This window comes from Aquihabitans sp. McL0605 (assembly GCF_049993875.1).
Lineage (GTDB): Bacteria > Actinomycetota > Acidimicrobiia > Acidimicrobiales > Iamiaceae > Aquihabitans.
In genome coordinates this window covers 4,770,963-4,790,506 of the sequence record NZ_CP188252.1, presented here as the reverse complement: position 1 = coordinate 4,790,506, position 19,544 = coordinate 4,770,963, and the positions used below count along the sequence as shown (strand labels likewise).

Sequence of the window (19,544 nt, the reverse complement as noted above, 5' to 3'; positions counted from 1 at the left end):
GATCAGTGGACGATCTTGGCGAGCGGGAGCTCGATGATGTCGGTGGCGCCGGCGTCTTTCAGCGCGGGGATCAAGACGTTGATCCCGCGCCGCTCCACCACGGTCTCGACGGCGTAGCCGCCCTCGCCGTGCAGCTTCGACACGGTGGGCGACTTCATCGACGGGAGCAGCTCGATCACCTGGTCCAGATCGGCATCGCCGACGTTGAGCTTGACCAGGACCTTGCCCCGGGCCTCCAGCACGCCCTGGAGCAGGGTGCGGATCTGGCCCATGGCGTGGGCCTTCTCGGGATCCTCGAAGGCGGCGGGGTTGGCCACCAGCTCGGTGTAACTCTGCAGGATCTGGTCGATGACCTTGAGGCCGGCGGCGCGGAGGGCCCGACCGGTCTCGGTGATCTCGACGATGCAGTCGACGATGTCGGGGATCTTCGCCTCGGTGGCGCCGTAGCTGAGGCGGATGTCGGCGTCGATGCCCTTCGACTCGAAGAACTTGCGGGTGACCACGGGGTACTCGGTGGAGACCCGCACGCCGTTCGGCAGGTCCTCGACCCGCTCGATGGGCGAGTCGCCGGCCACGGCCACGACCATGCGGATCGGGCGGGACGTGGCCTTGGAGTACTGGAGCTCACCGAGGGAAACGACCTCGCTGCCGGTCTCCTCGATCCAGTCGCGCCCGGTGATGCCCAGGTCGAACATGCCCTCGGACACGTACATCCCGATCTCTTGCGGGCGCAGGATCCGGACCGACTCGATGCGGGGGTCCTCGATGGTGGCCTTGTAGTCGACCGTCGACGACCGGTTCACCGCCAGATCCGCCGCCGCGAACAGCTCCAACGTGGCCTTCTCGAGCGATCCCTTGGGCAACACCAGCTTCAGCACGGAGAGGACGGTACCGGTCGGCCTCTCCGCCGGGCCAAAGCAATCAGCCGACGCCGAGGAGGTCGACGACGAAGACCAGGGTCTCGCCGCCCTTGATGACGCCGCCGGCACCGTTGGCGCCGTAGCCGAGGTGCGGCGGGATGGTGATCTTGCGGCGGCCGCCGAGCTTCATGCCGGCGACGCCCTGGTCCCAGCCGGAGATGACCTGGCCGGCACCGAGGCGGAAGCCGAACGTGTCGCCGCGGTCCCAGGAGGCATCGAACTGCTGGCCGGTGGACCAGGCCACACCCACGTAGTGGACCTCGACGGGGCCCGGACCGGCTTCGGGGCCCTCGCCCACGACCAGGTCTTCGAGCACCAGCTCGGTGGGCGGCTCTTCGTTCGGGATGGAGATCTCAGGCTTCTCGCTCATGGCGATCGACCCTATCGGCCGACCCCGGCATCGGCGACGATCAGCCGGTAGCCGGCGTCGACCTCGTCTCGGGCGAGCAGGTCGGCGTTGCGCTCCTGCCACGCGCCCGACGCCAGATCGGCGGCCAAGCGCTCCATCCGCGCCGCGACGAGCTCGTCGGGGAGCAGGGCGAGCCCAGAGATGCCGGCGCGCACCGACGGGTCCAGGTAGGCCTCGGGGCGACGCCAGTACGCCCAGAAGAAGCCATCGGCGCAGTCGGCCGCCACGGGGACGGCGGCCACCGCTCCCCCGCCGAGGTGATCGAGGATCTCCTGGGGGGCCAGGGTGACGGCGGCGGGCACGGCGGCCACCTCGGGCAGGTAGTCGCGCACGAGCCAGAACCGGTTGTGGAACGCGGGGTCGAACGTGACGATGACGTTGCGGGGCGCCACCCGGCGCAGCTCGTCGAGGCCGGCGCGCGGGTCGGGCCAGTGGTGGACGCTGAACACCGTGAGCGTGGCGTCGAAGGTCCCGTCGGTGAACGGCAGCGCGCCGGCCAGCCCGCCGACGCACGGGGCCGAGCCCGGTGGCCGCTGGGTCCGCATCACCGCCGACGGCTCGAGCGCCACGACCTCCCGACCGTCGGCGGGCTCGTAGGAGCCGGCGCCGGCGCCGACGTTGAGCACGCGTCCGGCGTCGCCGAGGGCCTCCAGGATCTGCCTGGCGACCCGGGGATCGGGCCGGCGGGTGGCCGTGTAGGTGCGCCCGATCTCGTCGTAGACGGCGTCTCGGGCGGGGGACACGGACGCCTAGCTGTTGAAGCGGATGCGCCGGACCAGGGCGGCCATCTCGACGGCGACGTTGGCGCCGTCCTCGCCGACGTTGTGCCCGCCCGGCCCCTCGGACCGGTCGAGGGCCTGCTGGAGGTTCTCGACGGTCAGGGCGCCGAACGCGATCGGGACGCCGGTCTCCAGCTGGGCCTGCTGGATGCCGCTGGCGCACTCGCCGGCCACCGACTCGTAGTGGGTGGTCTCGCCACGGATGACGCAACCGAGGCAGATCACCGCATCGACGCGACCGGAGAGGGCCCACGTCTTGGCGGCCAGGGGCAGCTCGAACGCGCCGGGCACCCAGTCCTCGATGATCTGGTCGTCGGGCACGCCGGCCGCGGCCAGGCCGCGTCGGACGCCGTCGAGCAGGCGGAGGGTGACGTGCGAGTTCCAGCGGGCGCTCACGACCACGATGGTCATGGCGCTGCCGTCGAGCACCGCAGGGGGTGCGCCCTCCGCCTGGTGGTCACCGGCCACGGTCAGCGGTCCTCGAGGTCGGAGCCGGTGGGCAGGTCGTCGAGCCCCTCGAGCAGGTGGCCCATCTTCTCGGCCTTGGTCTTGAGGTACCGGATGTTCTCGGGGTTGGGGGCCGTGATGGACGGCACCCGGCCGGTGATGTCGAGGCCGAACCCGTCGAGGCCGCCATACTTGGCCGGGTTGTTGGTGATGAGGCGCATGGTGGTGATGCCGAGGTCGACCAGGATCTGGGCCCCGATGCCGTACTCCCGCGAGTCGATCGGGAGGCCCTGCATCTCGTTGGCCTCCACCGTGTCGGCGCCGTCGTCCTGGAGCTCGTAGGCCCGGATCTTGTGGCCGATGCCGATGCCGCGGCCCTCGTGGCCCCGCAGGTAGATGATGACGCCCGCACCCTCGTCGTTGATGGTCTTCATGGCCGCGTCGAGCTGGACGCCGCAGTCGCAGCGCATCGAGCCGAACACGTCGCCGGTCAGGCACTCGCTGTGCACCCGGACCAGGACGTCGTCGACGCCGGTGATGTCGCCCTTGACCATGGCCAGGTGCTGCTCGCCGTCGAGGGTGGACTCGTAGACCTTGCAGGCGAAGTCGCCCCACATCGTGGGGATGCGGGCCTCGGACACCAGGCGGACGAGCTTCTCGGTGCGGCGCCGGTACCGGATCATGTCGGCGATCGAGATCATGTAGAGGTTGTGCTCGCGGGCGAAGGCACGCAGCTCAGGCTGGCGGGCCATGCCCATCTTCTTGTCGTCGACGATCTCGCAGAGGATGCCGGCCGGGAACAGGCCGGCCATGCGGGCGAGGTCGACGGTGGCCTCGGTGTGGCCGGCGCGCTTGAGCACGCCGCCTTCGCGCGCTTCGAGCGGGAGGATGTGGCCAGGGCGGGCGAAGTCGCCGGGGCGGGTGGCCGGGTCGACCAGGGCCTGCACGGTGGCGGCCCGGTCGAACGACGAGATGCCGGTCGAGGTGCCGTGGCGGTAGTCGATGCTCACCAGGAAGGCGGTGCGCATGCTCTCGGTGTTGTGCTCGACCATGGGGCGCAGGTCGAGCTCGGCGGCCCGCTCGCTGGTGATGGGAGCGCAGATGAAGCCCGACGTGTAGTGCAGGAAGAAGGCGATCTTCTCGGGCGTCACGAACTCGGCCGCCATGATGAGGTCGCCCTCGTTCTCGCGGTCCTCGTCGTCGACGACCACCAGGATCTCGCCCCGGGCGAACGCCGCGAGCGCCTCGCCGATGTCGGACAGCGGCCCATCGTCGGCCGGGCCGCGGTTGGCGACCTCGAAGCCGCCGACGGCAGCAGGCATCTCAGCGGGGTTGTCGCTCATGAACGGTGTCCTTCCAGAAGGGACTCGACGTACTTGGCGATGACGTCGAGCTCCAGGTTGACCGGGTCACCGGGGCCCTTGAAGCCCAGGGTGGTGACGTCGGCGGTGTGCGGGATGATGGCGACGGAGAACCCGTCGTCGTGGACGGCGGCCACGGTGAGGCTGGTGCCGTCGATGGTGATGGAGCCCTTCTCGACCACGTACCGGAGCAGGTCGGCGGGCATGGCGATGCGCAGGTCGGGGGCCGGGGTGATGATCGTGCCGACCGCGTCGACGTGGCCCTGCACGAGGTGGCCGCCGAGGCGGTCGGCCAGGCGCACGGGCCGTTCGAGGTTGACCCGGTCGCCGGGCTGGAGGGCCCCGAGGCAGGTGCGGTCGTAGGTCTCGTCGACCACGTCGGCCTCCCACCAGCCGTCACCCCAGGCGACGACGGTGAGGCAGGTGCCGTTGACCGCGATGGACGCACCCATCTCGACGTCGTCGAGCACCGTGGTGGCCCCGAGGCGCAGCTTGGGCCCTTGGCGGGAGATGACGGAGCCGAGCTCCTCGACGATCCCGGTGAACATCAGTGGCCTCCTTGGCCGGACGGGCTGAACGGCGGGATGTCGCCGATGCGGACCACGGGGACGGGGCCGGTGACCGCAGAGGGCCCGACCGGTGAGAGATCGATGCGCAGGTCGCCGCCGAGCTGGGTGACGGCGGTGATGGCGCCGCGCCAGACGTCGGCGATGGTGGGCGCGCCCTCGCCCGCGAACAGCGGGCGGGCGTCGTCGCCACCGAAGAGGGCGGGCGCGAGGTAGATGACGTAGTGGTCGACGAGGCCGGCGCGGTGGAAGGCCCCGGCCACCGTGGCGCCGCCCTCGACCAGCACCTGCAGCACGCCGCGGGCGCCGAGCGCATCGAGCAGGTCGGTGAGCTCGCCGCTGAACTCCATGGCCGGCAGCACCCGGGCGCCGACCGGCGCGGATCCCAGGACCACCCGCAGCGGGTCCTTGCCGTCGACGTGGCGCACGGTGAGCGACGGATCGTCGGCCCGCACGGTGCCGGCGCCCACCACGATGGCGTCGCTCTCGGCGCGCACGGCGTGGGCATCGGCGCGGGCGGCACCGCCGGTGATCCACTGGCTGGTCCCGTCGGGCGCCGCCGTGCGGCCATCGAGGGTGGCGCCCAGCTTCAGCACCACCCACGGCTGCCCGGTGCTGCGGTGCTTGAGGTACGGCGCCAGCTGCACCCGGACCGCATCGCCGAGCAGGCCGACCTCGACATCGACCCCCGCGGCGCGGAGGCGCTCGATGCCGGCTCCGGCGACCCGGGTGTCGGGGTCTTCGAGGGCGATGACCACGCGGGCGATGCCCGCCTCGATGAGCGCGTCGGCACACGGTCCGGTGCGGCCGGTGTGGGCGCACGGCTCGAGCGTGACCCACGCGGTGCCACCCTGGGCGGCGGGGCCGGCGGCGTCGAGCGCCACCACCTCGGCGTGGCGGCCGCCGGGAGGCTCGGTGGCCCCCTCGAACACCTCGCCTGACGGCGACTCGATGACGCACCCCACCCAGGGGTTGGGCGACGTGGCAGCACGGACGGCGCTGCCCAGCACCATCGCCTGCTGCATGCGCTCTGCGTCGTCCACGTGGCTTCCCGTTTCGGTCAGGGACACGCGACGCGCGAAGCGTCAGCGCGCCCTCGCTCTCATCCGGACTGTGACCGTCGGCTCCGGAATCTCACCGGATCGGCCCGAGCCGTGAGGCTCGGGTTCGCGGGCTGAACCGCCGGTAGGGACTTCCACCCTGCCCCGCGAGGAGGCGTCTGCTGTGCATTCTCGATTGTGGCGCCAGTGTACGGAGGGCCTCTGGCTGCGACCAACCTCGGTCCCAGGCGAGGACTCCCCGCCGCACTACCTTCATCGGATGCCCGTCCGGCGGTGGGAGGTCGCCGCGCTCGTCGCCCTCATCGCCCTGCTCCTCGTGGGCAACGGGGCGTGGATCGTGCACCACCGGTCCTCGGCCGGCGTCGACAGCGACGAGGTGAACCTGATCAACCAGGCCGAGGACGATCGCCTCGCGCTCCACGAGCACCCCACGGCGCTGCTCACCTGGCCGAACCACGAGCTGGCCCCCTCGGCGGAGACCGCGCCCGCGGTGCCGATCGCGGCGGGCATCTCGATGGAGGTCTTCGGCCACAACCTCCTCGCCACGATGCTCCCCATCCTCGCCGCGACCGGCGTGCTCGTGGCTGCCGCGTGGGCGGTGGCGCGCCAGCTGGGCGCTCGATCGTGGAGCCTGCTCGCGGCGGCCGTCGTCGGTGTCGCCCCGGTCACGGTCTGGTTCTCGCGCAGCCACCACCACATCGTCCCGGCCGCCGCCTGCTTCACCGCGTGCGTGGCGATCGGGCTGCGCACGCGCCGGCTCGAGCGCCGGGGCTGGTCGGTCGCGCTGGGCGTGGCCATCGGCTGCACCGTGCTGGTGCGCACGATGCTGGTCGTCATCGCCCCGTGGGCCCTCGTCGCCTGGGTGATCGTCCTCCTCGCCCGTCGGCCGGTCGCACCGGGGCGCTGGGTGAACGTCGCGCTCGCCGGCTCGGCTGCGGTCGTGGTCGCTTCGTGGTGGTGGGCGATCCGCTACCGCCCGGCCCTCCACTACCTGCTCCACGGACCGGTCACCTCCGACGCCGCGCCCTGGTGGGACATCCGGCTCGAGGTGCGGAGCCTCGGCCAGGTGGTCACGGGCGACAAGTACGCCAACATCGCCTGGATCGCGGTGATCCTCCTAGTCGCGCTCCTCGCCGCCTGCCTCCTCGCCAACGTCCGCCGCCGCTGGCTGCGCCTGGAGGACGCGTACGTGCTCCTCGTCCTGGTCCCGACCTTCGGCGCGCTGATCCTGGCCAAGGACGACTTCCCGGGGTTCTTCCTGCTCGTCGCCGGTCCCGCCATCCCCTGGGCGATCTCGGTGGCGGTCCGAGCGCCGTGGCGGGTCGTCCGGCGGGGATCGCTCGCGCTCTGGGCCGCGCTGGCGCTCCTCGGCGCGTTCCACTTCGGCGACGCCGAGCGGGGCTGGTACCCCGTCCAAGCGCAGCGGCCCGCCACCGCCGCGGCCCTCGACGGCTCCGCCTGGGACGCCTTCTACGCCCGGATCCTCGACGAGGCCTCGGTGCCCCCGGACCCGGGCTGCACGACGCACGTGATCGTGCCGCAGGGCGATCCGCGGCTGGCGTACGGGAACCTCCGGTGGGCGCTCCTCGTGCAGCACGGAGCGGCCGAGCAGTCGACGCGGTTCACGGGGCTGTTCGACGCGGACCAGCTGGAGACCCGGGCGGCGGACGCACGCCGCGAGGGCGCCGCGGTCGTGCTCCTCCACGACAGCGACGAAACCCAGATCTCCTACCGAGACGCCAGCCGTGCGTACCGCCGGGCAGGGCTGCGCCGGACCTCGACCACCCGGTCGCCCGATGGCTGGTCGGCCGAGGTCTGGAGATCACGCACGACGTCGAGCTGCTGAGCACCCGGCGCCCGGCGGTTCAGTGGGGCCGGTCACCCGCCAGCAGGGCCAGTGCGTGCGGGACGACGTCGGCCACGGACTGCAGGCACTCGACCGCGCCCTTGGGAGAGCCGGGGACGTTGAGCACCATGGCCTGACCGAGCGTCCCGGCGATGCCGCGCGAGAGCCGGCCGAGCGGGTTGACCAGGCGCATGGCCTCGGCCAGGCCCGGCGCCTCTCGCTCGATCACCTGGCGGGTCCCCTCCGGGGTGAGGTCGCGGGGGCCGAAGCCGGTGCCGCCCGTGGTGATGACCAGGCCGGCGAACCCGTCGCACTGGGCGGCGACCGCCAGGGCCACCGCCTCGATGCCGTCGGGGCTCACGGCGATGGCGTCGACCACGGCGCCGAGGTCTTCGAGCGCAGCCCGGAGGGCCGGTCCCCCGCGGTCCTCGCGCTCGCCGTCGGCCACGCCGTCGGAGACCACGACCACGCGGGCGTGCCAGGTGGCCGGCGGCGCGTCGCCCGGGATGGATGGGCTGCTCATGGGGCTCCTCCGGTGCCGGCGGCTGGTCGCTTCCAGGTGAACACGGCCATGCCGTCGGTCTCGGCGGCCTGGGGCAGGAGCAGGGCCCCGCTCCCCCACTGGATCCACGGGGCGCCAGGCGCCTCGACGGCATCCCAGCCCGGATGGGCGTCGACGAACCGACGGGCCACCTCGAGCGTCTCGGCGCGGGTCAGCGTGCACACCGAGTAGGTGAGGGTGCCCTCTGGCCGCACGAGGTCGGCCGCCTGGTCGAGCAGCTGGGTCTGGAGGGCGCCGAGCCGCTCGGGCGCCTCAGCGTCGATGCGCCAGCGGGCGTCGGGCCGCCGGCGGAGCGAGCCCAGGCCCGAGCACGGGGCGTCGACCAGGATCCGGTGGAACGCGCCGGACGCGAACGGTGGGTGGAGGCCGTCGGCCACGACGGCGCTCAGCTGCGACGGCTCGAGCCCGACGCGGGTGGCGTTGCCGGCGATGAGGCCCACCCGCTTGGGCCGGATGTCGGCGGCGATCACGGTGGCGCCCCGGCCGGCCAAGGCCGTGGCCTTGCCGCCGGGGGCGGCGCAGAGATCGAGGACGAGATCGCCAGGGGCGGCGCCGACCGCGTCGACCACCCACTGCGAGGCCGGGTCCTGCGTGTAGCCGTCGGCTCGTTCGCTGGAGGACGCGGCACCGTTCATCGACACCAGGGCGGCCACGGCGCGGGCCTCGCCCAGATCGGCGGTGAGGCGCTCGACCACCCAGTCGGGGTAGCTGAGGCGCACCGCCTCGGACGGCCAGGCATCATCGGCCGCGGCGATCTTGCGCAGCACGGCGTTGACCAGGCCGCGGGCCTTCCGGGGCACCACCTCGACGGTGGCGGACACGGCGGCGTGCGGTGGCGTCCCGAGGAAGCGGAGCTGGAAGGTGCCGACCCGCAGCGCGGCGCGGACCGTGGGATCGAGGTCGCCCAGGGCGAAGCGGTCGACGAACCAGTCGCACGAGCGCTGGTGGCGGACCGTTCCGTAGACCAGCTGGGTGGTGAAGGCCCGATCGCGCTCGGCAAGGGCGCTGCGGCTCAGCAGCCGCGGCAGGAGGATGTTGGCGTAGGCACCGTCGCGCTCGATGCGCACGAGGGCCTCGACGGCCAGCCGCCTCGGATCGGGCACCGCCGGCACCCCATCGGACGGCGTGGCCGCCCGTGCCTTCGATGCCTTCGAGGACGATGGCCGGCCTCGCCTGGGGGGCGTTGGGCTCATGTCGGCTCCGATCCGTGGTCTCCGAGGCGCTCGCCTGGTTCGACGCGGGCTCCCCGCAGCCACGGCTCGGCCGCGGTGGGCCCCTTGCCCTCGGGCTGCACGGTGACGAGGTGGAGCGATCCGGTGGCCGCGGCCACCTGGGTGCCGCGGAGCGACCCGGGCGGGCCGAGCGGCGCCGGATCGGTGTCGAGCTTGGCCTCGATCACCTTGAGCCGCTTGCCCCGGAACGTGGTCCAGGCGCCGCCCACGCGCACGATCCGGTCGAGCTCGTCGGCCGAGCGGTCCCAGCGGAGGTGGCGGTCGTCGGGCCCGAGCTTGTGGGCGTAGGTGGGCTCGCCGACCTGCGGCTCGGGGGTGCCGAGCCCGTCGGTCAGCGCCTCCACCAGGAGGCGGCTGCCGATCCCGGTGAGCTGCTCGCCCAGCTCGGTCGCCGTGCTGGAGCGGCGGATGGCGATCTCCTCGCAGGCGTAGACCCCGCCCGTGTCGAGCCCCTCCTCGACCGCCATGACGCACACGCCGGTGTGCTCGTCCCCGGCCAGGAGGGCCCGTTCGACCGGGGCCGCGCCCCGCCACCGTGGCAGCAGCGAGAAGTGCAGGTTCACCATCGGGAGGGCCTCGAGCACCGGGCGGCGGATGATCTGGCCGAAGGCGACCACCACGCCGAGGTCGGCTCCGGCGCCGGCCACATCGGCGATGTCGTGCGAGATCGGGAGGCCGAGCCCCAGGGCGGCCAGCTTCACCGGGTTGGGGGTGGTGGCGCTGCCCCTCCCACGCCGCTTGTCGGGACCGGTGACCACGAGGGCCACATCGAACCCGGCCCCGTGCAGCGCCTCGAGCGGCGCGACGGCCATCTCGGGGGTGCCGAGGAAGACGAGGCGTCGAGGGTGCGCGGGCGGGGCCGGGAGGGCCGGCGGCTCACCGGGAGCGCCGGCAGGGTCCACGGTGCCGCTCAGCGCAGCGACAAGCCGCGCTTGGGGGCCGGCTCCTCGCCGAACCCCAGCATCAGGTCTCGCACCTGGCGCTTGGCCAGCTTGGCCTGGTCGGCATCGAGCCGCTCGATGAGCAGCACGCCGTCGAGGTGGTCGAGCTCGTGCTGGAACATGCGCCCCTCGAGCTCCGAGGCCTCGATGGAGACCTCGTTGCCGTCGAGGTCTCGGCCGATCACGTGGACGTGGTTGGGCCGGGTGATCTCCCACGAGAGGCCGGGCACCGACAGGCAGCCCTCCTCGTAGACCCACTCGCCGTCGGATTCGACGATCTCGGGGTTGATCATGCTCTTGGGGCCGGCGCCATCGTTGAGGTCCCACACGAACAGGCGCTTCTGCACGCCGACCTGCGGGGCGGCGAGGCCGAGGCCCGGGGCGGCGTACATGGTCTCCACCATGTCGTCGACCAGGCGCACGAGCTTGGCGTCGATGTCGGTGACATCGGCGGCTTGCTGCTTGAGGACGGGGTCTCCGATCACGCGGATCTCGTAGGACGCCATGACGGCCAGGCTACCGTCGCCGACGTGCCCTCCCCCCAGCCCGACCCGGCTGACCACTACTTCAGCTCCGATCCGTCGGCCGCGTCGAAGCCCAAGGCCATCGACCTGGTGCTCCCCGAGGGGCGGCTGATCCACCTCACCACCGACCGCGGCACGTTCTCGCCCGACCGGGTCGACGACGGCACGCGCGCCCTGCTCGTGGAGGGTCCGGCCGTGCCGCCGACCGGCACGCTCGCCGACGTGGGCTGCGGCTACGGCCCCATCGCCGTCGCGTTGGCGCTGCGCGGCGGACCGGGGGTCACGGTCTGGGCGATCGACGTCAACCAGCGGGCCCGCCAGCTGTGCCAGGCCAACGCCGAGGCCAACGGGGTGGGCGAACGGGTGCGGGTGGTGGCCCCGGACGAGGTGCCCGCCGACCTGGTGATCGACCAGCTCTGGTCGAACCCGCCGATCCGCGTGGGCAAGGCCGCCCTCCACGACCTGCTCGGCACCTGGCTCGGTCGCCTCCGCCCCACCACGGGCACCGCGGCGCTCGTGGTGCAGAAGCACCTCGGCGCCGATTCGCTCGCCCGGTGGATGGTCGACCAGGGCTGGCCCACCGAGCGCACCGCGTCGCGCGGGGGCTACCGGATCCTCCAGGTGGAGGCGAGGCCGTGACGCGCAACCTCGGCAGCACCGACCTCAAGCGCCTGCACCGCGAGTGGCGGCGCCAGGCCCCCGGCCGCATCGGCCTCATCCTCGACTCGGTGGCCACGCCCGCCAACGTCGGCTCCATCCTGCGCACCGCGGCGGCGATGCGCGTCGAGGACGTGTGGTTCTGCGGGCAGACCGCCGGCCCCGAGCTGGGCGGCACCAAGAAGACGTCGCTCGGCTCCGAGCGCTACCTGCAGTGCGTCACGGTCGACACCCCCGCCAACGCCATGGCGCGGGCCCGGGCGGCGCAGTACCGCATCGTCGGGATCGAGCTGGCGGAGGGGGCCGTGCCCATCCACCAGGCCGACCTCCGCGGCGACGTGTGCCTGGTCGTGGGGCACGAGGACCGCGGGCTCACCCCACCGGTGCTCGACGGCGTGGACCAGCTGGCGTTCATCCCGCAGCTCGGCCGCATCGGCTCGCTCAACGTGGCCACCGCCGCGTCCATCGCCCTCTACGAGGCTCGCCGCCAGGGCTGGCCCCCCACCTGACCGCCTCACACCACGAACTTGTTGCCGCCATTGCTCGCTGCAGCACTGACGGCAACAAGTTCGTGGTCCGGCGATGGGCCGGGGTCGTACCGTGACGGCATGGCTGTTCCGCTGACCGTGGTCGACTCGTTCACCGATGCACCGTTCTCCGGGAACCCAGCCGGTGTGGTGGTGCTGGAGGCACCGGCCGCCGAGGCGTGGATGCGCTCGGTGGCGGCCGAGGTGAACCTGGCGGAGACGGCGTTCCTCGCTCCCCGGGCCGACGGCGACCACGACCTGCGCTGGTTCACCCCCACCGTCGAGGTCGACCTCTGCGGCCATGCCACGCTGGCGTCGGCCCACGTCCTGGGCGGCGAGCGCCGGTTCCACACCCGTTCGGGGGTGCTGACCTGTGTGACCGCCGCCGACGGGACGATCTCCCTCGACCTCCCCGCGACCACCGTCGATCCGGTCCCGCCGGTCGGGTGGTCCGAGGTGCTCGGCCTCCGCGACACCGACGTGGTGGCGGCGTGGGCCGGGTCGGGCTGGGCGGTGGTGGAGGTCGCCGACGCGGCCGCGGTCGAGGCCTGCGCTCCGGTCCGCGATCGGCTCCTGGCGTTCGGTGGCCACGCCATCGTGGTGGCCGACACCACCACGGATGCCACCACCGGGTACGACTCGGTGTGCCGCACGTTCGTCCCCGCAGCCGGGATCGACGAGGATCCGGTCACCGGCGCCGCCCACTGCGTGATCGCCCCTTGGCTCGCGGCCCGAACCGGGCGCACCTCGTTCGTCGGGCGGCAGGCATCGGCTCGGGGCGGGACGGTCGGCATGGAGCTCGCCGGTGACCGGGTCGTGCTCACCGGCACCGCCGTCACCGTGTCGGTCGGACAGCTCCTGGTCGATCCGCCACCGGCCTGACGGTCCGCTACAGGCGCAGCGGATCGACCTCGATGCGGAGGCGCCCCGGCGGCCGGCCGATGCCGACGAGGGCGGCCGAGAGCGCCTCGTGGTCGGGGGCGACGATGCGCCACAGGTCGTCGAGCGGGCCCTGCACCCGCACCCCCGCCGGCTCCCCCAGCGCCTCGATGAACGCCGGCGCAGCCGCGCCCGACACCGCGGCCATGGCGGTGGACGGTGGCAGGCCCAGCGCGCTGCGCATCGGGAGCTCGCTGGCGACGAGCCGCCCCGGATCGGCCTGGTGGGCGGCCACCAGCACCGGGTGGTCCGGCGTGCGCGTCTGCACCAGCACGAGACCACGATCGGGCGCGCCGGGCCGACGCCCCTCGCCCGCCGCGCTCCCCCGCTGGACGACCCGGCCGGCTCTCGCCAGCAGGGCGAGGGCCTGCTCGGCCGCGCGGTAGCGCAGCGACAGCAGCTCCTGGTCGAAGTCGAGGAACGCCACCGCCGATGCTCGGGGCACCCGGTGCAGGACGGCCTCGGTGCCGATGAGGATCCGCGCGTCGCGGACGCCGGGGTCGTCGATCGCCGTCGACGCGGTCACCTCCACGACGGGCTCCCCGGCCAGGGCCTCGAGCTCCTCGCGGGCCCGGCTGACGCCGAGGCGCAGGTTCTTGAACCGGTGGCCGCCGCAGTGGAGGCACACCATGGGCCGCTCGGTCCCGCAGCGGCCGCACCCGAACCGCTCGGCCCCGTCGGCGCCCGCCTGGTCGAGCTGGTGGACCGCGGCGTCGCACACCGCGCACCGCGCCAGCGTGGCGCAGGACCCGCAGGCCAGCAGCCGGGCACGACCGACCCGGTTGAGCACGCAGACGACCCTGCCCTCGCCGCGGACCACATCGACCAGGCGCGGCGAGAACAGCGGACCGAGCGACGGGTCGAGCTCACGCTGATCGACCACCTCGACGCGGGGCCAGGCAGCCCGCTCGTCGATGTGGGGCTCGGCGACCAGCTCGCCCCAGGCCAGGGCTTCGAGCGATGGGCAAGGGGACACCAGCAGGCAGGGCACGCCGGCTCGGCGGGCCCGCTCGATGGCCACGTCGCGAGCGTTCCACGTGGGGGTCTGCTCCTGCTGGTACGCCTCATCGTGCTCGTCGAGCACCACGACCCGGCCCAGGTGCGCGGTGGGGGCCCACGCGGCGGCCCGCGCCCCGACCACCACGCGGGCGGTCCCGGATGCGGCCTGGATCCACTCCCCCGCCGCGGCCGCACCCGGCCGGTCGGCGGCGACGATGGCGGTGCGCACGCCGTCTCGCCGCAGCCGGCGGCCGAGCGTCTGGGCCTCCGCCACCGATGGGCACAGGATCAGCACCTGGCCGTCGTCCGCATCCTCCGCGCTGTCTGCACCGGTCGCGGCGGCCAGCACGAGCGGGTAGCGGTCGGCTCCCGGACCCAGCCGCAGCACCGCGGCACGGAGGGCCAGGGCGTCGTGGACCGCGGGGCGGGCTGGGGGGGCCGTGGTGGCCGACGTGGGAGCTCCGCTCCCCCGGAGCGTGCGCACCACCCCAGGAGGCGACGCCGTGCGCAGGAACGAGGCCCGACGGCCCACCCACCGGCGCGCCGCCCACGCCGCCAGCTCGATGAGCTCGGGTGACGGGCCGCGACCGCTGACCTTGGCCAGCGGCTTGAGCGCCACCCCGGCGATGGGCTCGACCCCGGCCGCGACGATCCAACCGCCGACGCGCCGGCCGTGGAGCTGGATCCGCACCACGTCGCCCACGCCGGCCTCGACCCCGTCGGGGACGAGGTAGTCGAACTCCTTGTCGATGGCGACCACGTCGGGCAGCACGCGCACCACCCGCTGTCGACCGTCCACCTCGCTCACCCGCTCACCATCGCACAACGAGCACGGCGCGCCCGCGCCCTACGGTGCGACCCGGTCGAGCCGCAGCCCCAGGGGATCTCTGGTGACGGCCATGGCGAAGTCGAACCGGTCCACGTCGACGGCGAAGGCGATGTCGTCGCGGTGGACGTGCCCGGCCCCCAGCCGCAGGGTCCGCTCGGCCTCCTCGGAGGCAGCCACCGCCGCGGCCACGGCGTCGGGATCGGGGGCCCGCCCGAGGCGGATCGCCTCGATGTGCTCCGCCGTGAGCACGTCGTCGACCCCGGGCCGCTCGGGGCGGGCGCGGTGCCGGGGTCGGTGGTCATGGCAGCAGGGGTGCCACCTCGGCGCCCGCCCACGGGAACGAGTTGCATTAGGGCCCGGGCGCGGCGAAGGGCGGGCCCGGAGGCCCGCCCTTCGCTTCGTTCGCGGATGACCCGACGGGTCAGAGGCCGAGGGCGCTCTTGAGGTCGTCGGCCCGGGTGGTGTGCTCCCAGGTGAAGTCGGGGTCGTTGCGGCCGAAGTGACCGTAGGCGGCCGTCTTCTGGTAGATCGGGCGACGCAGGTCGAGGTCTCGCACGATGGCACCGGGGCGGAGGTCGAACACCTGGTTCACGGCGTCGACGATCTTGGTCTCTTCGACCTTGTTGGTGCCGAAGGTCTCCACCAGCAGCGACACCGGGTGCGCCACCCCGATGGCGTAGGCCACCTGCACCTCGGCGCGGTCGGCGGCGCCGGAGGCGACGAGGTTCTTGGCGACCCAGCGGCCGGCGTAGGCGGCCGAGCGGTCCACCTTCGACGGGTCCTTGCCGGAGAAGGCGCCGCCGCCGTGGCGGGCCATGCCGCCGTAGGTGTCGACGATGATCTTCCGGCCGGTGAGGCCGACGTCGGCGTGGGGGCCGCCGAGCACGAAGGTGCCCGTGGGGTTGACGAAGACCTCGAAGTCGTCGTCGGCGAACTCGGCCGGCAGCGACGGGCGGATCACGTGCTCGATCAGGTCGGGCTTGATCGTGGTCTCGGCATCGATGCCCGGGTTGTGCTGGGTGGAGATGAGCACGGTCTTGAGGGCGACGGGCTTGTTGCCCTCGTAGTCGAACGTGACCTGGGTCTTGCCGTCGGGGCGGAGGTACGGGAGGATCCCGGCCTTGCGCACCTCGGCGAGGCGGGCCGACAGCTTGTGCGCCAGCCAGATGGGCATGGGCATGAGGTCGTCGGTCTCGTTGCAGGCGTAGCCGAACATCATGCCCTGGTCGCCGGCGCCCTGGCTGTTGAGCTCGTCCTCACCGGCGGAGCCGGTGCGGGTCTCGAACGCCGTGTCGACGCCCTGGGCGATGTCGGGCGACTGGCCGTCGATCGAGGTGATGACGCCGCAGGTGTTGCCGTCGAAGCCGACGTTGCCGTTGTCGAAGCCGATGCCGTTGACCGTGCCGCGGACGATCGCCGGGAAGTCGACGTAGGCCGAGGTGGTGATCTCGCCCGCCACGACCACGAGGCCGGTGGTGATGAGGGTCTCGCAGGCCACCCGGGCGGCGGGATCCTGGGCGAGGATCGCGTCGAGGACGGCGTCCGAGATCTGGTCGGCCATCTTGTCCGGATGACCCTCCGTCACCGACTCCGAGGTGAAGGTCCAACGACTCACAGGGGTGCTCCTTGATGACTTAACTGGTCGGGAATTGCGGATTTAGCGAACCGGCCGACAATAGGCGGAACGACACGACCGAGTCGAGAACGCGGTCGGCCACCGCGTCCTTGCCCGAGAGCGGCACGGAGTCGACCTCGCCGGCGGCGCTGTAGATGGCCACCTGGTTGGTGTCGTGCTCGAATCCGGTGGCCGGAGCGGACACATCGTTGGCCACCAGGAGGTCGGCGCCCTTGCGCACCAGCTTGTCCTGGGCGTTGGCCGCAACGTCGGTGGTCTCGGCGGCGAAGCCCACCAGGGTCTGGCCCTGGGGCTTGGCGGCGCCGAGCTCGGCGAGGATGTCCTCGGTGGGCTCGAGGCGGATCTCGGGGATCCCCTGGGCCTTCTTCAGCTTCTGGTCGGCCACCGCGACGGGCCGGAAGTCGGCGACCGCGGCGGCCATGACCACGATGTCGGCCTGCGGCGCGACCTGGTGGACCGCGGCGCGCATCTCGGCGGCGGTGGCGACGGGCACCACGTCGATCCCCGACGGGGCCGTCGCCGCGACCGTGGTGATCAGCGTGACCTGGGCGCCGCGACGGGCGGCGGCGACGGCGATGGCCGTGCCCTGCTTGCCCGATGAGCGGTTGCCGATGAACCGGACCGGATCGATGGCCTCCCGGGTGCCGCCGGCGGTGACGACGACCCGCAGGCCGGCCAGGTCGGGCAGGGTGAGCGCGGCGCCCACGGCCGCGACGATGGTGGCCGGGTCGGCTAGGCGGCCGTGGCCGATGTCGCCGCCGGCGAGCCGACCGGATTCGGGATCGACCACGTGCACGCCCCGACGGCGCAAGGTGGCCAGGTTCTCCTGGACGGCGGGGTGCTCCCACATCTCGGTGTGCATCGCCGGGCACACCACCACCGGCGCCCGGGTGGCCAGCAGGGTGGCCGTGAGCAGGTCGGACGACCGGCCGGCGGCGTAGTCGGAGAGCAGGCGGGCCGTGGCCGGGCACACCACGATGACGTCGGCGGCCTGGCCGAGCCGGGTGTGCGGGATGGGGCTGTCCTCGTCCCACAACGAGGTCTGGACCGGCTCGGAGGCCAGCGCCGACAGCGTGGTGGCGCCGATGAAGCGCGATGCGCCCGACGTCATGATCGGGCTGACGTGGGCGCCGGCATCGACGAGGCGGCGGCAGACCTCGACCGCCTTGTACGCGGCGATGCCTCCCGTGACTCCGAGGACGACGCGCCGACCGGAGAACATGGCGATCAGCGGGGCGGGTGGCTCAGCTGTCTTGGGCCGCGGCTGCGTCGAGCGCGGCCTGGGCCTCGGCCGCATCGGCCTCGGGATCGATGTCGACGGCCTCGATCTTGTCGGCGGCGATCTCCTCGAAGGCGATCGACAGCGGCTTGCGGGCCACCGAGGTGACCTGCGGCGGGACCAGGTGACCCGAGGTGTCGCCCAGCTGGCCGAAGTACGAGTTGATCTGACGGGCGCGCTTGGCGCCCAGGGTGACCAGCCGGAACTTGGAATCGGCCCGGGTGAGGAGCTCCTCGATCGGCGGGTTCATCATCGTCTCGTGCTGCCAGGTCATCGTGCCACTGTCTTTCGTCGTCTGTGCCGAAGGCCGGTCGATCGTACCAAGTCGAGGTCCGCTCCAGCGAGACGGACCGGTTGGCCGTGCCGGATCGGTCGAGGTCGGTAGGGTTTGGCGCCCGCCGAACGAGGAACCACATGCCCCGCACCGCACCCCGAACCGACCGCGCCGCCCTCACCGTCATCACGCTCGTGGCCGCGCTCGCCCTCGCCCTGTCCGCCTGCAGCTCGGACTCCGATCCCACCAGCACCACCGCGGCCAAGGGCACCACCACCACGGCCGCCGACGGGAGCACCAAGACCACGAGGGCCCCGATCGACCCGTCGACGTTGAAGGACGGCGCCAAGGGCTACCAGGTCGCACTGGCCCCGGCCATCGACGCCTACACCGGCCTCGATGGCGCCGCCGCCAAGAAGGCCTCGGACTGCCTGGCGCCGAAGTGGGTCAAGACCATCGGGGTCGCCGGCTTCGCGAAGGCCGGGCTCTCCCCGGCCGACGTCGCCAGCAGCGGGTTCACGCTCACGGGGCTCGGGCTGTCCAAGGCGAAGGCGAACGCCCTGCTGGCCGACGTCGACGCTTGCGACATCGACCTCAGGGCCTCGGTGACCTCGCAGGTCACCGACCAGGTCAGCGCCCAGGGCGACGTCAGCGACAAGACCAAGGCGTGCCTCGCCGATGCCATCACCAAGCAGTTCGTCGAGGCCGGCTTCATCGCCAGCGTGACCGGCAGCGAGGTGGACGACGCGACGTTCGCCGCGGTCCAGGCCTGCCTGGCCGGCAAGTGAGCGAGGCCGCTCAGCGCGGCGCCGACGCCCCGACGATCTGCTCGACGATCTCCTCGGGCGGGGTGCGGGTGGAGTCGACGACCAAGTCGTAGATCGACAGGTCGGTGAGGTCGATGCCGTAGTAGGTGAGGTAGCGCGACCGCTCCGACGCCTCGCGCTCCTGGTTGGTGGCCAGGGCTTCGGCGGTCTCGTGGCCGTCGCGAGCGCCGACGCGGCGCGCCCGTTCGACCTCGTCGCAGTGGATCCAGATCCGCAGGGCAGCCAGCTCGGCACGGGTGGCCAGCCATCCTGCGAGGCGCGACTCCACGAGCACGTCGCCTTCCGCCGCCCGCGCGACCAGCCGGTCGTCGAGCGCGCGGTCGATGGAGTCATCGCCTTCGGCGACGCGGGCGAAGTCGGCCAGGCTCATCTGGCGCTCGGACGCGAGCGCTCGGAACACGGTCCCCCCATCGAGGTGGTGGAGGCCGAGGCGCGACGCGACGGTCCGGGCGACGGTGCTGGTCCCTGAGCCGGGCAGACCCGACAGGGTGATCAGCACGCGGTCAGGAGAAGGCGTTGAGCAGCGCCTCGCGCTGCTGCTTGCCGAGCCCGCGCAGCCGGCGGGTGTCGGCGATGCCGATCTCGTCCATGGTCCGACGGGCCTTCACCTTGCCCACACCGGGCAGGGATTCGAGCACGGCGAGCACCTTGGTCTTGCCGACCAGGTCGCTCGTGTCGGATTCGGTGAGCACCTCGGCGAGCGAGATGGTCCCGAGCTTCAGGCGCTCCTTCAGCTCGGCTCGTGCCTTCCGGGCTGCCGCAGCCTTTTCGAGTGCGGCAGCTCGCTGCTCTGGGGTCAATTGCGGGGGTTGTGCCATGACGAAAACCCTACCCCTGCCTTGCGATGCAGGTCGGGGATGATGGGGCACCGGTCACACCGGGCCATCGGAGCGTCGTCCCAGGTGAGGCCGGGTGGCGAGCCCGCCGCG

General features: G+C 72.9%; 23 protein-coding genes and 1 riboswitch. Of the genes, 5 read left to right on the top strand and 18 right to left on the bottom strand.

What is annotated here, in order from left to right; all coding sequences use genetic code 11:
* Nucleotides 1-2: 2 nt before the first annotated feature.
* Genes hisG through ribD form a run of 7 tightly spaced genes read right to left on the bottom strand, consistent with a single transcriptional unit; the run spans nucleotide 3 to nucleotide 5,525 of the window.
* A complete protein-coding gene (gene hisG / locus ACPPVX_RS22290) occupies nucleotides 3-878 on the bottom strand; it encodes an ATP phosphoribosyltransferase (protein WP_426572783.1) in 876 nt (291 codons plus the stop codon).
* A 43-nt stretch (nucleotides 879-921) separates the two neighbouring features.
* Complete coding sequence (locus ACPPVX_RS22285; protein WP_426572782.1) at nucleotides 922-1,290, bottom strand: FKBP-type peptidyl-prolyl cis-trans isomerase; 369 nt, start codon at nucleotides 1,288-1,290, stop codon at nucleotides 922-924.
* 11 nt (nucleotides 1,291-1,301) lie between these two features.
* Nucleotides 1,302-2,072, bottom strand: a complete 771-nt coding sequence (locus ACPPVX_RS22280; RefSeq protein ID WP_426572781.1) for a class I SAM-dependent methyltransferase — start codon at nucleotides 2,070-2,072, stop codon at nucleotides 1,302-1,304.
* Between the two features lie 6 nt (nucleotides 2,073-2,078).
* On the bottom strand, nucleotides 2,079-2,576 hold the full coding sequence (gene ribH / locus ACPPVX_RS22275; RefSeq protein ID WP_426572780.1) for a 6,7-dimethyl-8-ribityllumazine synthase: 498 nt from the start codon (nucleotides 2,574-2,576) through the stop codon (nucleotides 2,079-2,081).
* Between the two features lie 2 nt (nucleotides 2,577-2,578).
* Entirely contained in the window at nucleotides 2,579-3,898 is a 1,320-nt protein-coding gene (locus ACPPVX_RS22270; protein ID WP_426572779.1) for a bifunctional 3,4-dihydroxy-2-butanone-4-phosphate synthase/GTP cyclohydrolase II, read from the bottom strand.
* Nucleotides 3,895-4,464, bottom strand: a complete 570-nt coding sequence (locus tag ACPPVX_RS22265; RefSeq protein WP_426572778.1) for a riboflavin synthase — start codon at nucleotides 4,462-4,464, stop codon at nucleotides 3,895-3,897. The genes ACPPVX_RS22270 and ACPPVX_RS22265 overlap by 4 nt, the downstream gene beginning before the upstream one ends.
* Complete coding sequence (gene ribD, locus ACPPVX_RS22260) at nucleotides 4,464-5,525, bottom strand: bifunctional diaminohydroxyphosphoribosylaminopyrimidine deaminase/5-amino-6-(5-phosphoribosylamino)uracil reductase RibD (protein ID WP_426572777.1); 1,062 nt, start codon at nucleotides 5,523-5,525, stop codon at nucleotides 4,464-4,466. The genes ACPPVX_RS22265 and ribD overlap by 1 nt, the downstream gene beginning before the upstream one ends.
* A 47-nt stretch (nucleotides 5,526-5,572) precedes the next feature.
* A riboswitch (FMN riboswitch) is annotated at nucleotides 5,573-5,699 on the bottom strand.
* A 103-nt stretch (nucleotides 5,700-5,802) separates the two neighbouring features.
* Here ribD and ACPPVX_RS22255 point away from each other — a divergent pair.
* Nucleotides 5,803-7,389 (top strand): ArnT family glycosyltransferase, encoded by a 1,587-nt coding sequence (locus tag ACPPVX_RS22255; RefSeq protein ID WP_426572776.1) that lies wholly within the window; start codon nucleotides 5,803-5,805, stop codon nucleotides 7,387-7,389.
* A gap of 19 nt (nucleotides 7,390-7,408) precedes the next feature.
* On the opposite strand, the gene ACPPVX_RS22250 is transcribed toward ACPPVX_RS22255, so the two are convergent.
* The 4 genes from ACPPVX_RS22250 to def form a co-directional block, all read right to left on the bottom strand.
* Nucleotides 7,409-7,912 carry a MogA/MoaB family molybdenum cofactor biosynthesis protein gene (locus ACPPVX_RS22250; protein WP_426572775.1) on the bottom strand — a complete coding sequence of 168 codons (504 nt, stop codon included), beginning with the start codon at nucleotides 7,910-7,912 and terminating at the stop codon, nucleotides 7,409-7,411.
* Nucleotides 7,909-9,054, bottom strand: a complete 1,146-nt coding sequence (locus ACPPVX_RS22245) for a transcription antitermination factor NusB (RefSeq protein WP_426572774.1) — start codon at nucleotides 9,052-9,054, stop codon at nucleotides 7,909-7,911. Before ACPPVX_RS22245 ends, ACPPVX_RS22250 begins: the two co-directional genes overlap by 4 nt.
* A gap of 86 nt (nucleotides 9,055-9,140) precedes the next feature.
* Nucleotides 9,141-10,085, bottom strand: coding sequence for a methionyl-tRNA formyltransferase (locus tag ACPPVX_RS22240; RefSeq protein WP_426572773.1), 945 nt, complete (start codon nucleotides 10,083-10,085; stop codon nucleotides 9,141-9,143).
* A gap of 8 nt (nucleotides 10,086-10,093) precedes the next feature.
* Nucleotides 10,094-10,630 (bottom strand): peptide deformylase, encoded by a 537-nt coding sequence (gene def, locus ACPPVX_RS22235; RefSeq protein WP_426572772.1) that lies wholly within the window; start codon nucleotides 10,628-10,630, stop codon nucleotides 10,094-10,096.
* 24 nt (nucleotides 10,631-10,654) lie between these two features.
* Here def and ACPPVX_RS22230 point away from each other — a divergent pair, with 24 nt between their 5' ends.
* From ACPPVX_RS22230 to ACPPVX_RS22220, 3 genes are all read left to right on the top strand, one after another.
* Nucleotides 10,655-11,287, top strand: coding sequence for a class I SAM-dependent methyltransferase (locus ACPPVX_RS22230; protein ID WP_426572771.1), 633 nt, complete (start codon nucleotides 10,655-10,657; stop codon nucleotides 11,285-11,287).
* Nucleotides 11,284-11,814 (top strand): TrmH family RNA methyltransferase, encoded by a 531-nt coding sequence (locus ACPPVX_RS22225; RefSeq protein ID WP_426572770.1) that lies wholly within the window; start codon nucleotides 11,284-11,286, stop codon nucleotides 11,812-11,814. The genes ACPPVX_RS22230 and ACPPVX_RS22225 overlap by 4 nt, the downstream gene beginning before the upstream one ends.
* 99 nt (nucleotides 11,815-11,913) lie before the next feature.
* Nucleotides 11,914-12,714 carry a PhzF family phenazine biosynthesis protein gene (locus ACPPVX_RS22220; protein ID WP_426572769.1) on the top strand — a complete coding sequence of 267 codons (801 nt, stop codon included), beginning with the start codon at nucleotides 11,914-11,916 and terminating at the stop codon, nucleotides 12,712-12,714.
* Between the two features lie 7 nt (nucleotides 12,715-12,721).
* Here ACPPVX_RS22220 and ACPPVX_RS22215 read toward each other — a convergent pair whose 3' ends face one another.
* The 5 genes from ACPPVX_RS22215 to rpoZ form a co-directional block, all read right to left on the bottom strand.
* On the bottom strand, nucleotides 12,722-14,578 hold the full coding sequence (locus ACPPVX_RS22215; protein ID WP_426572768.1) for a hypothetical protein: 1,857 nt from the start codon (nucleotides 14,576-14,578) through the stop codon (nucleotides 12,722-12,724).
* A 39-nt stretch (nucleotides 14,579-14,617) separates the two neighbouring features.
* A complete protein-coding gene (locus ACPPVX_RS22210; RefSeq protein ID WP_426572767.1) occupies nucleotides 14,618-14,848 on the bottom strand; it encodes a hypothetical protein in 231 nt (76 codons plus the stop codon).
* 172 nt (nucleotides 14,849-15,020) lie between these two features.
* Nucleotides 15,021-16,214 carry a methionine adenosyltransferase gene (gene metK / locus ACPPVX_RS22205; RefSeq protein WP_426572766.1) on the bottom strand — a complete coding sequence of 398 codons (1,194 nt, stop codon included), beginning with the start codon at nucleotides 16,212-16,214 and terminating at the stop codon, nucleotides 15,021-15,023.
* A gap of 19 nt (nucleotides 16,215-16,233) precedes the next feature.
* Entirely contained in the window at nucleotides 16,234-17,457 is a 1,224-nt protein-coding gene (coaBC, locus tag ACPPVX_RS22200; protein WP_426572765.1) for a bifunctional phosphopantothenoylcysteine decarboxylase/phosphopantothenate--cysteine ligase CoaBC, read from the bottom strand.
* A 22-nt stretch (nucleotides 17,458-17,479) separates the two neighbouring features.
* Nucleotides 17,480-17,788: a DNA-directed RNA polymerase subunit omega gene (gene rpoZ, locus ACPPVX_RS22195; protein ID WP_426572764.1), complete on the bottom strand. Its 309-nt coding sequence runs from the start codon at nucleotides 17,786-17,788 to the stop codon at nucleotides 17,480-17,482.
* 140 nt (nucleotides 17,789-17,928) lie between these two features.
* On the opposite strand from rpoZ, the gene ACPPVX_RS22190 reads away from it, so the two are divergent.
* Complete coding sequence (locus tag ACPPVX_RS22190; protein ID WP_426572763.1) at nucleotides 17,929-18,576, top strand: hypothetical protein; 648 nt, start codon at nucleotides 17,929-17,931, stop codon at nucleotides 18,574-18,576.
* 10 nt (nucleotides 18,577-18,586) lie between these two features.
* Here the strand turns inward: ACPPVX_RS22190 and cmk are convergent, their stop codons facing one another.
* Nucleotides 18,587-19,114, bottom strand: coding sequence for a (d)CMP kinase (cmk, locus tag ACPPVX_RS22185; protein ID WP_426572762.1), 528 nt, complete (start codon nucleotides 19,112-19,114; stop codon nucleotides 18,587-18,589).
* A 4-nt stretch (nucleotides 19,115-19,118) separates the two neighbouring features.
* On the bottom strand, nucleotides 19,119-19,433 hold the full coding sequence (gene mihF, locus ACPPVX_RS22180; RefSeq protein ID WP_426572761.1) for an integration host factor, actinobacterial type: 315 nt from the start codon (nucleotides 19,431-19,433) through the stop codon (nucleotides 19,119-19,121).
* Nucleotides 19,434-19,544 lie beyond the last annotated feature (111 nt).

Coding starts and splice junctions, on each gene's coding strand:
- ACPPVX_RS22285 (WP_426572782.1), bottom strand. CDS start 1,290: ATGAGCGAGAAGCCTGAGATCTCCATCCCGAACGAAGAGCCGCCCACC.
- ACPPVX_RS22270 (WP_426572779.1), bottom strand. CDS start 3,898: ATGAGCGACAACCCCGCTGAGATGCCTGCTGCCGTCGGCGGCTTCGAG.
- ACPPVX_RS22265 (WP_426572778.1), bottom strand. CDS start 4,464: ATGTTCACCGGGATCGTCGAGGAGCTCGGCTCCGTCATCTCCCGCCAA.
- ACPPVX_RS22255 (WP_426572776.1), top strand. CDS start 5,803: ATGCCCGTCCGGCGGTGGGAGGTCGCCGCGCTCGTCGCCCTCATCGCC.
- ACPPVX_RS22250 (WP_426572775.1), bottom strand. CDS start 7,912: ATGAGCAGCCCATCCATCCCGGGCGACGCGCCGCCGGCCACCTGGCAC.
- def (WP_426572772.1), bottom strand. CDS start 10,630: ATGGCGTCCTACGAGATCCGCGTGATCGGAGACCCCGTCCTCAAGCAG.
- ACPPVX_RS22220 (WP_426572769.1), top strand. CDS start 11,914: ATGGCTGTTCCGCTGACCGTGGTCGACTCGTTCACCGATGCACCGTTC.
- coaBC (WP_426572765.1), bottom strand. CDS start 17,457: ATGTTCTCCGGTCGGCGCGTCGTCCTCGGAGTCACGGGAGGCATCGCC.
- rpoZ (WP_426572764.1), bottom strand. CDS start 17,788: ATGACCTGGCAGCACGAGACGATGATGAACCCGCCGATCGAGGAGCTC.
- ACPPVX_RS22190 (WP_426572763.1), top strand. CDS start 17,929: ATGCCCCGCACCGCACCCCGAACCGACCGCGCCGCCCTCACCGTCATC.
- mihF (WP_426572761.1), bottom strand. CDS start 19,433: ATGGCACAACCCCCGCAATTGACCCCAGAGCAGCGAGCTGCCGCACTC.